The sequence below is a fragment of the Streptoalloteichus tenebrarius genome (genome assembly GCF_024171885.1).
GTDB classification, from domain to species: domain Bacteria; phylum Actinomycetota; class Actinomycetes; order Mycobacteriales; family Pseudonocardiaceae; genus Streptoalloteichus; species Streptoalloteichus tenebrarius.
Genome location: NZ_JAMTCP010000009.1, coordinates 45,899 through 59,809, shown reverse-complemented (window position 1 = coordinate 59,809; position 13,911 = coordinate 45,899). Strand labels below are relative to the sequence as shown.

Below are 13,911 nucleotides of genomic sequence, written 5' to 3'. Positions count from 1 at the left end.
GGGGCGTCGTGAAGCCCGGTTCCGCACAACACGTGCCCCCGCTCGTGAGGAGCCGTGAACACCCTTGTGGCCCAAGGGAAATCGCTGGTGCCAGGGGAGTAGTGGGCTGCTCCCCTCGGAGGGGCGAGCCGGTCAGGAGCGAGGTCGGGAGTGTGCCGGCAGGACCCACCCGGGTCGACATCCGCGTCGGCCGTCGGAGCCCACCGACCGGAGGCCGGGGACGGTGCGTGACGAGCCTGGCGAGCACGGCACGGCGGACCCTCGCCTCTCGGCCGGAGGTGGTCCACTGAGGACGGGGGTTCACCTTGCGGGATGCGGCCCGCGGCATCGGAACCGATACGGCCAGGCACCGAGCGTGATCAGGCCCACGTTCTCCGGTCTGGTCGGTGGGGGTGCTGGCTACCATCCGCGGCATGACGGTGCCGAGGGAGGAACTGAGCCTGGCCGCCGACTTCCCGGCGCCCGGCCGCGACCAGTGGCGGGAGCTGGTCGCCGGGGTGTTGCGCAAGGCGGGGAGGGACCTGGAGAACCTCACCGGCCCCGTCGAGGACCTCCTGGCCACCACCACGTACGACGGCGTCACCGTGGCCCCGCTGCACACGGCCGAGGACGACGTCCCCGACCCCGGCCTGCCCGGCCTGCCACCGTTCGTGCGCGGCGGCCGGCCCGAGGGCGGCGTGGTGTCCGGCTGGGACGCGCGGCAGCGCCACGCCCACCCCGACCCCGCCGTGACCAGGGAGGCGGTGCTCGCCGACCTGGAGAACGGCGGGACCTCGCTGTGGCTGGTCCTGGGCGAGGAGGGGCTGCCGGTCGAGGCGCTGCCCGAGGCCCTCGCCGACGTCTACCTCGACCTCGCCCCCGTGGTGCTCGACGCCGGGGCGCGGACCGAGGAGGCCGCCGACCTGCTGCTGCGCCTGGCCGCCGACCGCCAGGTCCCACCGCACGCGCTCGCCGGCAACCTCGGGGCCGACCCGCTCGGCCTGCGCGCGCGCACCGGCGTCGACCACTCCCTGAGCGTCGCCACCGAGCTGGCCCTGCGATGCGCCAACGGTTTCGAGCGGCTGCGAGCGATCACAGTGGACGCCCTGCCCTACCACGAGGCGGGCGGCAGCGACGCCGAGGAGCTGGGCTGTTCGGTGGCGACCGGCGTCGCCTACCTGCGCGCGCTGACCGGAGCGGGGCTCGACGTCGACGCCGCGTTCCGGCAACTGGAGTTCCGCTACGCCGCCACCGCCGACCAGTTCCTCACCATCGCCAAGCTGCGCGCCGCGCGACGGCTGTGGGCCAGGGTCGGCGAGGTCTGCGGGGCCGGCGAGGCGGTGCGGGGCCAGCGCCAGCACGCCGTCACGTCGCCGGCGATGATGACCGCCCGCGACCCCTGGGTGAACATGCTGCGCACCACCGTGGCCTGCTTCGCGGCCGGCGTCGGCGGCGCGGACGCCGTGACGGTGCAGCCGTTCGACACCCGCCTCGGCCTGCCCGACGCCTTCGCCCGGCGGATCGCGCGCAACACCCACTCCCTGTTGCTGGAGGAGTCCAACGTGGCGCGGGTGATCGACCCGGCCGGCGGCTCCTGGTACGTGGAACGGCTCACCGACGAGCTCGCGGCGGCCGCGTGGGCGTGGTTCACCGAGATCGAACGGGCCGGGGGCATGGCGGCCGCCCTGGCCGACGGGCTCGTCGCCCGCCGGCTGGAGGAGACCTGGCGGCGGCGCGCGGACCGCATCGCGCACCGGAAGGACCCGATCACCGGCGTCAGCGAGTTCCCCAACCTCGCCGAGCGCCTGCCGGAGCGCGCTCCGGCGCCGGCGCCGTCCGGCGGGGGACTGCCCCGCCACCGCTACGCCGAGGAGTTCGAGGCGCTGCGCGACCGGTCCGACGCGCACCTGGCGGCCACGGGCTCCCGGCCCGCCGTCTTCCTCGCCACGCTCGGCCCGGTCGCCGCGCACACCGCCCGCGCCACCTTCGCCGCCAACCTCTTCCAGGCCGGCGGCATCGAGACGCCGACCAGCGGCGCGACCGCGGACCCCGGGGAGATCGCCACGGCGTTCACCGCGAGCGGCGCGACCGTGGCCTGCCTGTGCTCCAGCGACAAGGTCTACGCCGAGTCCGCCGCGCCCGTCGCCCGCGCCCTGAAGGCCGCTGGCGCCATCCGGATCTGGTTGGCCGGCAAGCCGGGCGAGCGGGCGGGCAGCGACGCGGAGTCCGGTGTGGACGGTTACCTGTTCGCCGGCTGCGATGCCCTCGACGTTCTCCGCACGACCCTGCGCGACCTGGGAGTGGCCTGATGGCGGACACGGTGATCCCCGACTTCGGGCACGTCGGACTGGGCGACGGCGAGCCGGTCGCCGACCTCGGGCGGTGGCGTGACGCGGTGCGCGAGCGCACCGGGAGCGACGTCGACGGCCTGGTGTGGGAGACCCCGGAGGGCATCCCGGTGCGCCCGCTCTACACGGCGGCCGACACCGAGGGACTGGACTTCCTGCGCACCTACCCGGGAATCCCGCCCTACCTGCGCGGCCCGTACCCCACGATGTACGTGACGCAGCCGTGGACCGTCCGCCAGTACGCGGGGTTCTCCACGGCGGCCGAGTCCAACGCGTTCTACCGCCGCAACCTCGCCGCCGGCCAGAAGGGCCTGTCGGTCGCCTTCGACCTGGCCACCCACCGCGGCTACGACAGCGACCACCCGAGGGTGCGCGGCGACGTGGGCATGGCCGGGGTGGCGATCGACTCCATCTACGACATGCGACAGCTCTTCGACGGCATCCCGTTGGACCGGATGAGCGTGTCCATGACCATGAACGGCGCGGTGCTGCCGGTGCTCGCCCTCTACGTGGTGGCCGCCGAGGAGCAGGGGGTGGCGCCGGAACAGCTCGCGGGGACCATCCAGAACGACATCCTCAAGGAGTTCATGGTCCGCAACACCTACATCTACCCGCCGGGGCCGTCGATGCGGATCATCTCCGACATCTTCGCCTACACCTCGCAGCGGATGCCGAAGTTCAACTCGATCTCCATCTCCGGCTACCACATCCAGGAGGCCGGGGCCACCGCCGACCTGGAGCTGGCCTACACCCTGGCCGACGGCGTGGAGTACCTGCGTGCCGGGCGCGACGCCGGGCTGGACGTGGACGCCTTCGCGCCGCGCCTCTCGTTCTTCTGGGCCATCGGCATGAACTTCTTCATGGAGGTCGCCAAGCTGCGCGCCGCCCGGCTGCTGTGGGCCAAGCTGGTCAGGGAGTTCGGGGCCACGAACCCGAAGTCGCTGTCGCTGCGCACGCACTGCCAGACCTCCGGATGGTCCCTGACGGCGCAGGACGTCTTCAACAACGTGGTGCGCACGTGCGTGGAGGCGATGGCCGCCACTCAGGGGCACACGCAGTCCCTGCACACCAACGCGCTCGACGAGGCGTTGGCGCTGCCCACCGACTTCTCCGCCCGCATCGCCAGGAACACGCAGCTCGTGTTGCAGCAGGAGTCGGGCACCACGCGGGTGATCGACCCGTGGGGCGGCAGCTCCTATGTGGAGCGACTCACCCACGACCTGGCGCTCCGCGCGTGGGGCCACATCCAGGAGGTCGAGGCCGCCGGCGGGATGGCGAAGGCGATCGACGAGGGCATCCCGAAGATGCGCGTCGAGGAGGCCGCCGCGCGCACGCAGGCCCGCATCGACTCCGGGCGGCAGCCCGTGATCGGGGTGAACAAGTACCGGGTGGACGCCGACGAGGCCATCGAGGTCCTCAAGGTGGACAACGCCGAGGTGCTCGCCCAGCAGGTCGAGAAGCTGCGCCGGCTGCGCGCCGAACGCGACGAGGACGCCTGCCAGGCGGCGCTGCACGCGCTGACCAGGGCGGCCGACGGCGCGCTGCACGGCAGGAGGCGGCCGGGGCTGGAGGAGAACCTGCTCGCGCTCGCGATCGACGCGGCGCGGGCCAAGGCGACCGTCGGGGAGATCTCCGACGCGCTGGAGAAGGTCTACGGCCGGCACTCCGGGCAGGTCCGCACCATCTCCGGCGTCTACCGCGACGAGGCGGGACCCATGAGCGACATCGAGCGGACCCGGCGGGCCGCCGACGAGTTCGAGCTGGCCGAGGGCCGGCGGCCGCGCATCCTGGTGGCCAAGATGGGCCAGGACGGCCACGACCGGGGGCAGAAGGTGATCGCGACCGCCTTCGCCGACCTCGGCTTCGACGTGGACGTGGGCCCGCTGTTCCAGACCCCGGCCGAGGTGGCGCGGCAGGCCGTCGAGGCGGACGTGCACATCGTCGGGGTCTCGTCGCTGGCCGCGGGGCACCTGACGCTCGTGCCCGCGCTGCGGGACGAGCTGGCCGAGCTGGGCAGGGACGACATCCTGATCGTGGTGGGCGGGGTCATCCCGCCGCAGGACCACGACGCGCTGCGCGCGGCCGGCGCGGCCGCGATCTTCCCGCCGGGCACGGTCGTGGCCGAGGCCGCGCTGGGGCTGCTACGGCTGCTCGGCGAACGGCTCGGGCACGACCTCGGCGGGGACGACCCCGACGGTCGTGTCGTCTCCGGCGGCCCTGTCGGCTCTGGTGGCCCTGTCGGCTCTGGTGGCCCCGACGGCCCTGTCGGCTCCGGCGGTTCTGTCGGTCCCGGCGGCCCCTCGGGGACCGCGCAGGGGACAGACGGCTGAGCCATGCCGGTCACCATCGACGTCGGTCAGTACGCGGAGGGGGTGCTCGCGGGCTCCCGCGCGTGGATCGCCCGCGCGATCACCCTCGTGGAGTCCCGCCGCCCCGACCACCGCGCCCTCGCGCAGGAACTGCTCGTGGAGCTGCTGCCGCATGCCGGCAAGGCGCGTCGGGTCGGTGTGACCGGGGTGCCGGGCGTGGGCAAGTCGACGCTCATCGACACCCTCGGCAGCAGGTTGACCGGGGCCGGCCACCGGGTCGCGGTGCTCGCCGTGGACCCGTCCTCGACCCGCACCGGCGGCAGCATCCTCGGGGACAAGACGAGGATGGCCCGGCTCGCCGCGGACCCCGCCGCGTTCGTCCGGCCCTCGCCCACGGCGGGGACGCTCGGCGGCGTCGCGAAGGCCACGCGCGAGACCATCGTGGTGATGGAGGCCGCCGGCTACGACGTGGTGCTTGTCGAGACCGTCGGCGTGGGGCAGTCCGAGGTGGCCGTGGCGGACATGGTCGACACCTTCCTGTTCCTCACCCTCGCGCGCACCGGCGACCAGCTCCAGGGCATCAAGAAGGGCGTGCTGGAGCTGGCCGACGTGATCGCGGTGAACAAGGCCGACGGGGACCACGAGCGGGACGCGCGGCGCGCCGCCAGGGAGCTGGCCGGGGCGCTGCGCCTGCTGCGGTCGCCGGACAGCGACTGGGAGACGCCCGTGCTGACGTGCAGCGGGCGCGACGACGTCGGGCTGGACACGATGTGGCAGCACGTGGTCCGGCACCAGGACACGTTGGCCGCCAGCGGGGAGCTGGCCGCGAAGCGGCGGCGACAGCAGGTCGGGTGGACCTGGACGATGGTGCGGGACCGGTTGCTGGGCGAGCTGCACGGGCACCCGGCGGTCAGGGAGATGGCACCGGACCTGGAGCGCCAGGTCAGCGAGGGCGTCCTGACCCCGACCCTGGCCGCGGACCGCATCCTCGCCGCCTTCCTCGGCACCCCACCCCGCGACGCCTGACCACACCGGCCCGTCCTCATGTGTTGATCTCCTCGCCGGGCTCGGTGTTCCTCTCCTTGCCGAGGGCGGTTCCCCACCGATGCCGGCTGATCACGCGCCGCCCCGCCCTTTGCCTCTCTGACCTGCCCCGCCCCTGCCGGAGGACACCCCCCACCCGTCCCGGGGGGCGAGCCCCGCGTCCAGCCTAGTGCCGAGCACCACGGGGCCACGAGACGAAACCGGTCCGCTGTGGACAACTCGGTGGCCTGTGGATAACCCGGCTCACGAAGGCGTGGATCTACCACCAGAACGAGTGCTCTGTCGCCCAACCACTTGCCCCCACAAGCGCAGCGTCGGTAGTCGAGCGGTTCGGTCAGCCGTAGCCGGCGGACGAGGTCGGTGAACCCGAACGCGTTGATGCGCCGGCATGTTCGGGGGTGGAAGGGGAAGCACGACGGGCACAGGTGTCGCGGCCAGTTGGCGCAGGATGGCTGCGAGATTGACGGGATTGTCGGCGTTCTCGGGCCGGTGGATGGTCGCCAGCACGAAGCCGCCCGACGTCAGCCCGAGGCTCGCCAGGACGTGCTCCTGTTCTCGCATGTTCGGCAGTGCGGTGGCGACGGCTTCGACGATGGTGTTGCCGGTGAACACGACTCGTTCCGGTGGGATGCGCTCAGCCAGGAGATTGTCCCTGGCCAGCGGCGTCGGAGCGCGGCAGAGGTCGGCGAGATGGTCAATGAGCACACGGTGGTGCTCTTCGGGCATTGCCCGGTCGAAGCTGCGCAGACCGGCTTCGAGGTCCACGAGGGGTGTGCTGGTGGCGTTGGCGGCCAATGCACCAGCGAGCGCCGAGGTGGTGTCTCCCTGAACCAGTACGGCGTCAGGTTCGTGCAGAGCGAAGACCTGGTCAAGTGCGGTCACCAGAACACCGAGTTGGTGACCTCGGCGAATGTCGTGGTGATGGTGGAATTCAAGGGAGAGGTCCGCCCAGACATGCCGGGGCTGAAGTGTTGTCCGGTGTTCACGATCAATGCCTCAGGGCCGAGAAGACCGGTGACCGGGGCGAGCTTTGATGGCTTCAGGACGGGTGAACACGACAACAGCGATCCGCATGGACAGGTCCGGAACAGTCACCAGAAAACGTGCGTGCGTTCGCCCGCGCAGAAACGGCGCGCGGCGACGAACAACCTGAGGTAGAGCTGATCGAGCGTGAGGTAGTTGGGGACGAGGTCGGCCGTGGACAGGGTGGCTTCGCCGTACTCGAGACCGGTCTCCGTGCGGGTCGCGTACCGGGCGGGCACGGTGCCGGTGTCCCCGTCGGCGAGCGCGATCGCGTCGTCCAGGGCGAGGTCCACCAGGCCGGACACCTCGGCGTCGGAGAGCGGGATGTCGTCCAACTCCCCGTCCAGGGGCAGCAGGTGCCAGTGTTGGAACTCGCGTTCGATGTGGTCGGGGGCGAGGGTGACCGCGGTCTGCCGTAGACCGATCGGGTGCAGGTCGCCGTAGGCGACCGGCAGACCGAGTTCCTCGTGAACCTCGCGCACGCCGTCGGGGATGCTCTCGCCGGCCTGGTAGTGGCCGCCGACCGTGATGTCGGCGTAGTCGGGCCGGTCGAAGCTGTAGCGGCCGGGAGCCTTCTTCTGGAGGATCACCCGCCTGGTGGTGGGGTTGATGGCGAGCGCGGAGAAGGTCCGGTGCCACAACCCCTTGGCGTGCGCGGTCTTCTTGTCCCCGGTGCCGATGGGCTCGTAGCGGTCGTTGAAGATGTCGATCAGCGTCACAGTCGTCCTTGGTGGTGAGCGGAAGGTTCGTCCTGGAGCCGCCAGTAGGTCCGGAGACATCAAGGTATGGTTCACGCCCAAGCCGATCAGTGAGATCCGCGAGCCGCGCCCTTCGGGCTGGTCCACTGCTGGGTGGCCCGGGTGACGGCGTCGGCGGGGTCGGTGGCGTTCTCGATACCGGGCACGGGTTTCCCGTCCGCGTCGAGGATGGTCCAGCCGCCGAGGCTGACCACCGGGATGTTGCCGCGCCGCATCGCCAACGCGACCTCGGACAGGGTGCCCCACGAGCCGCCGATGGCGATCACGGCGTCGGCGGACCAGACGATGACCGCGTTGCGCGCCTCCCCCATGTTCGTGACCACGACTGCCGAGAGGTCGGGGCACGCGCCCTCACGGGAGTCGTTGGGGCGAACACCGATCACCAACCCGTTCTCGGCGCGCACGCCCGCGGCGACGGCTTCCATGACACCGATGCCGCCCCCGCAGATCACCAACTTGCCCCCGCAAGCGCCGGTTTGGCACAGCGTTCCACGATCAGTCCGCCTACAACGTCTTGGGCGTGTCCCTGTGGCGGCGTTGGTGGCGTGACCCCCGCACCAGGATCGCCGGGCGGGCCTGGGCGTGTCCTGGCGCGGAGGGGAGCACGCCCAGGCCCGGGTCGGCGGGAGGGACGGGGTAGGAGGAGGGACGGGGTCAGAGGAGGGAGGGGGAGGTCAGTCCCATTCGAGGGCGCCGCCGTTCTGGTACTCGATGACGCGGGTCTCGAAGAAGTTCTTCTCCTTCTTGAGGTCCATCATCTCCGACATCCACGGGAACGGGTTCTCGGTCGGGCCGAAGACCGGGGCGAGCCCGAGCTGGGCGCAGCGGCGGTTGGTGATGAACCGCATGTACTGCTCGCACAGCTCGGCGTTGAGCCCGAGCAGGCCCCTCGGCATGGTGTCCCTGCCGTAGGCGACCTCCAGCTCGCACGCCTCGCCGAGCATGACCCGCACCTCCTGCTGGAACTCCTCGCTCCACAGGTGCGGGTTCTCGATCTTGATCTGGTTGATCGCGTCAATGCCGAAGTTCAGGTGGATCGACTCGTCCCGCAGGATGTACTGGTACTGCTCGGCGATGCCGACCATCTTGTTGCGCCGGCCGAGCGAGAGGATCTGGGCGAAGCCGGTGTAGAACCACATCCCCTCGAACACCACGTAGAACGCGACGAGGTCGCGGAGGAACGCCTGGTCCTTCTCCGGGGTGCCCGTGGTGAAGGAGGGGTCCTCCAGGTGCTGGGTGTAGTTCAGCGCCCACGCCGCCTTGTCGGTGATCGACGGCACCTCCCGGTACATGTTGAACAGCTCGCCCTCGTCCAGGCCGAGGCTCTCGCAGATGTACTGGAAGGTGTGGGTGTGCACGGCCTCCTCGAACGCCTGGCGCAGCAGGTACTGCCGGCACTCGGGGTTGGTCAGGTGCCGGTAGACGGCGAGCACGACGTTGTTGGCCACCAGCGACTCGGAGGTGGCGAAGAAGCCGAGGTTGCGCTTGATGGCCCTGCGCTCGTCGTCGGTCAGCCCGTCCGGCGACTTCCACAGCGCGATGTCGGCCTGCATCGAGACCTCGGTGGGCATCCAGTGGTTGTTGCAGCCGGCGAGGTACTTCTCCCACGCCCAGTGGTACTTCAGCGGCAGGAGCTGGTTCACGTCCGCCCGGCAGTTGATCATCGCCTTGTCGTCGACGGTGACCCTGGCTCCCGACCGGTCGATCTCGCCGAGGCCGGACTGGGCGGCGGGGCGCTGGGTGTCGGTCATCGTGCCTTTCCTCGTGTCGTGGGGTTGGGGAACGGGGGAGGGCGCGGTCACTGGCACGCCTCGCAGTCGGGGTCGGTGACCGAGCAGGCCGCCGGCGCCGACGGGAGCACCGGGGAGACGGCGTTGAGCTTGCCGTCGGTGCCGCGCAGGGTGCTCTTCTCGACGTGGGTCGCGCTCTGCGAGCGCAGGTAGTACGTGGTCTTCAGGCCGCGCACCCAGGCGAGCTGGTACAGCTCGTCGAGCTGGCGCCCGCTGGGCCGGGCCAGGTAGAGGTTGAGCGACTGGGCCTGGTCGATCCACTTCTGGCGCCGGGCCGCCGCCTCGACCAGCCACCGGCTGTCGATCTCGAAGGCCGTGGCGTACAGGGCCTTCAGCTCCTCGGGCACCCGGTCGATCGGGCCGAGCACGCCGTCGAAGTACTTCAGGTCGGCGACCATCGCCGCGTCCCACAGCCCCCGGTCCTTCAGCTCGCGGACCAGGTTCGGGTTCACCACGGTGAAGTCGCCCGACATGTTGGCCTTCACGTACAGGTTGCGGTACAGCGGCTCGATCGACTGGCCGACGCCGCAGATGTTGGCGATGGTGGCCGTGGGGGCGATGGCCATGACGTTGGAGTTGCGCATGCCCACCTCGCGCACGCGCTCGCGCAGCGCATCCCAGTCCAATGTGGACGAACGATCCACTTCGAGGTCCGCGCCCCGGTGCGCGGACAGGATCTCCAGGGAGTCGATCGGCAGGATGCCCCTGCTCCACAACGAGCCCTCGAACGACTCGTACCGGCCCCGCTCCGCCGCCAACTCACACGACGCCGCGATCGCGTAGTAGCTGATCTCCTCCATGCTGCGGTCGGCGAACTCCACGGCCTCCCACGAGGCCATGGGCAGCCGCAGCGTGAACAAGGCGTCCTGGAAGCCCATCAGGCCGAGGCCGACCGGACGGTGCCGCAGGTTGGACCGGCTCGCCTCCGGGATGGTGTAGAAGTTCACGTCGATGACGTTGTCCAGCATGCGGACGGCGGTGCGCACCGTGTTCCGCAACCGCTCGTGGTCGATGCCGTCCTCGGTCACGTGCCGGGCCAGGTTCACCGACCCGAGGTTGCACACGGCCACCTCGTCGGGGCTGGTGTTCAGCGTGATCTCGGTGCACAGGTTGGAGGAGTGCACGACGCCGGCGTGTTGCTGCGGCGAGCGCAGGTTGCACGGGTCCTTGAACGTGATCCACGGGTGCCCGGTCTCGAACAGCATGGTCAGCATGCGCCGCCACAGGTCCCGCGCGCGCACCCTGCGGAAGACCCGGATCTCGCCCCGGTCGGCGGCAGCCTCGTAGGCGCAGTACCGCTGGGTGAACGCCTGGCCGTAGAGGTCGTGCAGGTCCGGCACCTCGTCCGGCGAGAACAACGTCCACTCGCCGTCGGCGCGCACGCGGCGCAGGAACTCGTCCGGCACCCAGTTCGCGGTGTTCATGTCGTGGGTGCGGCGGCGCTCGTCGCCGGTGTTCTTGCGCAGGTCGAGGAACTCCTCGACGTCGATGTGCCAGGTCTCCAGGTACGCGCACACCGCGCCCTTGCGCTTGCCGCCCTGGTTGACCGCCACGGCCGTGTCGTTGGCGATCTTCAGGAACGGCACCACGCCCTGGGACCTGCCGTTGGTCCCCCTGATGTGCGCGCCGATGCCCCGCACCGGGGTCCAGTCGTTGCCCAGACCGCCGGCGTACTTCGACAGCAGCGCGTTGTTGCTGATGCCGTGGAAGATGCTCTCCAGGTCGTCCTCCACGGTGGTCAGGAAGCACGAGGAGAGCTGGGGCCGCGTGGTGCCCGAGTTGAACAGCGTCGGCGTCGAGCACATGAAGTCGAACGACGACAGCAGGTGGTAGAACTCGATCGCCCTGGCCTCGCGGTCGTCCTCGCGCAGCGCCAGGCCCATCGCGACCCGCATGAAGAAGGCCTGCGGCAGCTCGTACCGGGTGCCGTCGTCGTGCAGCAGGTACCGGTCGTAGAGGGTCTGGAGGCCCAGGAACTGGAAGTTGAGGTCGCGGTCGGGGACCAGCGCCGCGCCCAGCCGGTCGAGGTCGAACCGGGCGAGTTCGGGGTCGAGCTGGCCCAGCTCGACGCCCATGGCCACGAACGCCGCGAAGTAGGAGGGGTAGCGCCGGCTCATCTCGGCGTGGCTCGCCTGCTCGGCGCCCTCGCCGAGGTGGCGCAAAGCCTCCCCGCGCAGCTTGTCCAGCAGGAGCCGGGCGCACACCAGCGAGTAGTTCGGCTCGGTCTCCACCAGGGGGCGGGCCGCCATCACCGGGGCGATCGCCAGCTCCCGCGCGTGCATGCCGTCGTAGAGGTTGCGCAGGGTCTCGGCCAGCACCGTGTCGGCGTCCACGCCGCCCAGTCCGGCGCACGCCTCCCCGATGACCAGGGCCAGCCGGGCGACGTCCAGGGGGCGCGTGCGGCCGTCCTCGTGCCGCACGGTGAGCGAGGGGGCCGCCGGGGGCGACGGGACCTCGGCCGGCGCGACCGTCGCGGCGGCCTCGCCGGGGCGGTCGTCGATCCGGTCGACGAGGAGTTGGGAGGTGTGCGGGGACGACTCGGACATGCTCGGGAACTCCGTGGGTAGCGAGGGTGTGCGCGGGCGCTCCGACACGGCTCGTGTGCGGCCGTGCGGAGGTCGAGCTGGGGAAGACCGCGCGGCGGCGTCAGGGCGTGGCGCGGTGGACGGGAGGAGACGGACCGGGTCAGGCCGCTGACGCGACGAACACGGCGGACCCGACTGACACGGCGGACCCGACTGACACGGCTGAGACGACTGGCGCGGCCGGCAGGGCCGACGGCCGCGCTGGCGGCGGTGTCGGTGACGCGGACGCCGACGGGACGGCGGTGATCACGATCACGGCTCTCTCCTCGCGAGCTCGACGACGTGGCCAGGGGCCGACGCGGAGCGGGCGAGCACGACCGGGAGCGCACGCCGGGCGTGCGCCGGGTCGTCCGTCCACCCTCCCGCGAGGTCCCGGACCGACGCGCGCCGTGCGGCGCGCGTGCCGATGGCAGGTCTTCGGACTCGCGGGCACCCGCCGGTCTCCACCGGCGGACCTACTGGCCGTCGCTTCCCAGACTCGCGCCCAGTGCTTCATGACGGCGGTCGTTCCCGCTCACCGCTGCGGGGCAGTCCCGGACTCGCACCGGGTTCCCTCTTGCCTCATCGCGCCCCCCGAGGGGAGCCCGATGAACCATCGGCGGACCGGATACTACATGTAGTGCCGCGCGAGGCAACTCAACCCAACATGGCTGCGAGTCGTGGTCCGATCGGGTGAGCCCGCTCGCGATGGTGGCGCCCGTGTCCCGTCCGTGTCCGTCCGTGGCCCGGCCCGCCCGACGCCGCGGCCGGCCCACCGCGCCGAACCCGCCTCGGGACCTTCGACCCTGGTCGGCCCGCGCCCCTGATGCGATCTTCGTCGGGCAAGCATCGGGAGTAACCACATTCATGAACACCACGACACCCGACCGCGACGTCCTGCACGCCGCGGTCGCACTCGCGTGCCGCGCGCCGTCGGCGTACAACACGCAGCCATGGCTGTGGCACGCGGACCACACGTCCCTGCACCTCCACGCGGACCGGTCCCGCTCGCTGCGGTCGGCCGACCCCGGTGACCGCGAGCTGCTGCTCGGCTGCGGCGCGACCCTGCACCACATGGTCACCGCGTTGGCGATCCTCGGCTGGAACACCGCCGTCCACCGCCTGCCGTCGCGCCGCGACGAGGACCACCTCGCGACGATCCGGTTCACCGGCCGCCGCCCGCCGGGCGAGCACGACGCCAGCGTCCTCGCCGCGATCGAGGCCAGGACGACCGACCGTCGCCCGTACAGCGACCGACCGGCCCCGTCCGCCTCGCTCGCGGCGATGGCCGCCGTCGCGCGGGAACACGGCAGCGAGGCGTGGATCGTCACCGGCGACCGCCGCGCCGCCCTGACCGCCGCGTTCGCCGCGGCGGCGGAGATCCAGGGCAGGGACGCCGCCTACCGCGCGGAACTCGCCGCGTGGACGGCGCGTGGGGTCCACGCGACCGACGGCATCCCCGACGTGAGCACCCCGTCGTCCGGCCTGCGGTACGGCGACATGGTGATGCGGGACTTCGGCGCGCCGTCGAGGATGCACCGGCGTTGGGCCACTCCCGAGGAGTTGGGGCAGCTCGTGGTCGTGGGCAGCGCGGCCGACGACCGGATGTCCCGCCTGCGGGCGGGTGAGGCGGTCAGCGCGGTCCTGCTCACCGCGGAGCTGCACGGCTTGGCCGCGTCCCCGCTGAGCCAGGCGCTGGAGGTGCCGAGCACGCGCGAGTCGGTGCGGCGGGACGTCCTGGACGGCAAGGGTTTCCCCCAGCTCGTCCTGCGGGTCGGGTTCCGTCCTCCGGGGAGCCTGCCCCCGCTGCTCACGCCCCGGCGGCCGGTGCGGGAGGTCCTCCGCGAGGTTCCGTCCCGGCCGGTGGAAGCCGGAGCCGGGCGGGTCAGACCGCCGAGGGGTGGCGCCGGCGTGAGCGGGTGAACGACTTGTCGCGGGCCGTGGTTCGCCCACGCCCCGCCTACACCCGGCCCGGGACGGGTTCCCGGCACACGGGGTGAAGTCCCGGTCGGACCCCGGGACTTCCGCTGGCGCGGTGCGACCCTGGTAGCCATGCGTGAGCGAAGTCGTTCCCCGCGATCCTGTTCCCCGCCACG

Annotated in this window: 9 protein-coding genes and 1 riboswitch; of the genes, 4 read left to right on the top strand and 5 right to left on the bottom strand. The window is 71.7% G+C overall.

Features of this window, described 5'->3' with window-relative positions; genetic code table 11:
* The first annotated feature begins 413 nt into the window (after nt 1–413).
* The 3 genes from mutA to meaB are packed head-to-tail and all read left to right on the top strand — an operon-like array spanning nt 414 to nt 5,662.
* On the top strand, nt 414–2,288 hold the full coding sequence (mutA, locus tag LX15_RS11150; RefSeq protein ID WP_253669460.1) for a methylmalonyl-CoA mutase small subunit: 1,875 nt from the start codon (nt 414–416) through the stop codon (nt 2,286–2,288).
* Nucleotides 2,288–4,657: a methylmalonyl-CoA mutase gene (scpA, locus tag LX15_RS11145; RefSeq protein ID WP_253669459.1), complete on the top strand. Its 2,370-nt coding sequence runs from the start codon at nt 2,288–2,290 to the stop codon at nt 4,655–4,657. Before mutA ends, scpA begins: the two co-directional genes overlap by 1 nt.
* Before the next feature lie 3 nt (nt 4,658–4,660).
* Nucleotides 4,661–5,662 (top strand): methylmalonyl Co-A mutase-associated GTPase MeaB, encoded by a 1,002-nt coding sequence (meaB, locus tag LX15_RS11140; RefSeq protein ID WP_253669458.1) that lies wholly within the window; start codon nt 4,661–4,663, stop codon nt 5,660–5,662.
* 261 nt (nt 5,663–5,923) lie between these two features.
* Here meaB and LX15_RS11135 read toward each other — a convergent pair whose 3' ends face one another.
* From LX15_RS11135 to LX15_RS11115, 5 genes are all read right to left on the bottom strand, one after another.
* On the bottom strand, nt 5,924–6,562 hold the full coding sequence (locus LX15_RS11135) for a UDP-N-acetylglucosamine 2-epimerase (RefSeq protein ID WP_253669457.1): 639 nt from the start codon (nt 6,560–6,562) through the stop codon (nt 5,924–5,926).
* A 209-nt stretch (nt 6,563–6,771) separates the two neighbouring features.
* Complete coding sequence (locus tag LX15_RS11130; RefSeq protein WP_253669456.1) at nt 6,772–7,422, bottom strand: NUDIX hydrolase; 651 nt, start codon at nt 7,420–7,422, stop codon at nt 6,772–6,774.
* An 86-nt stretch (nt 7,423–7,508) separates the two neighbouring features.
* The gene (locus LX15_RS11125; protein WP_301304421.1) at nt 7,509–7,946 is read right to left on the bottom strand and encodes an SLOG cluster 4 domain-containing protein; all 438 of its coding nucleotides are present in this window, start codon (nt 7,944–7,946) and stop codon (nt 7,509–7,511) included.
* Between the two features lie 189 nt (nt 7,947–8,135).
* Nucleotides 8,136–9,212: a ribonucleotide-diphosphate reductase subunit beta gene (locus LX15_RS11120; protein WP_253669454.1), complete on the bottom strand. Its 1,077-nt coding sequence runs from the start codon at nt 9,210–9,212 to the stop codon at nt 8,136–8,138.
* A gap of 47 nt (nt 9,213–9,259) precedes the next feature.
* On the bottom strand, nt 9,260–11,797 hold the full coding sequence (locus LX15_RS11115) for a ribonucleoside-diphosphate reductase subunit alpha (protein ID WP_253669453.1): 2,538 nt from the start codon (nt 11,795–11,797) through the stop codon (nt 9,260–9,262).
* A gap of 430 nt (nt 11,798–12,227) precedes the next feature.
* Nucleotides 12,228–12,448: riboswitch (cobalamin riboswitch) on the bottom strand.
* A gap of 234 nt (nt 12,449–12,682) precedes the next feature.
* Between LX15_RS11115 and LX15_RS11110 the strand changes: the two genes are divergently transcribed.
* Entirely contained in the window at nt 12,683–13,738 is a 1,056-nt protein-coding gene (locus tag LX15_RS11110) for an Acg family FMN-binding oxidoreductase (RefSeq protein ID WP_253669452.1), read from the top strand.
* Nucleotides 13,739–13,911 lie beyond the last annotated feature (173 nt).

What these genes read in the sequence shown, in the direction of transcription:
- LX15_RS11120 (WP_253669454.1), bottom strand. Translation starts at nt 9,212, where the DNA reads ATGACCGACACCCAGCGCCCCGCCGCCCAGTCCGGCCTCGGCGAGATC.
- scpA (WP_253669459.1), top strand. Translation starts at nt 2,288, where the DNA reads ATGGCGGACACGGTGATCCCCGACTTCGGGCACGTCGGACTGGGCGAC.
- LX15_RS11110 (WP_253669452.1), top strand. Translation starts at nt 12,683, where the DNA reads ATGAACACCACGACACCCGACCGCGACGTCCTGCACGCCGCGGTCGCA.
- mutA (WP_253669460.1), top strand. Translation starts at nt 414, where the DNA reads ATGACGGTGCCGAGGGAGGAACTGAGCCTGGCCGCCGACTTCCCGGCG.
- meaB (WP_253669458.1), top strand. Translation starts at nt 4,661, where the DNA reads ATGCCGGTCACCATCGACGTCGGTCAGTACGCGGAGGGGGTGCTCGCG.
- LX15_RS11115 (WP_253669453.1), bottom strand. Translation starts at nt 11,797, where the DNA reads ATGTCCGAGTCGTCCCCGCACACCTCCCAACTCCTCGTCGACCGGATC.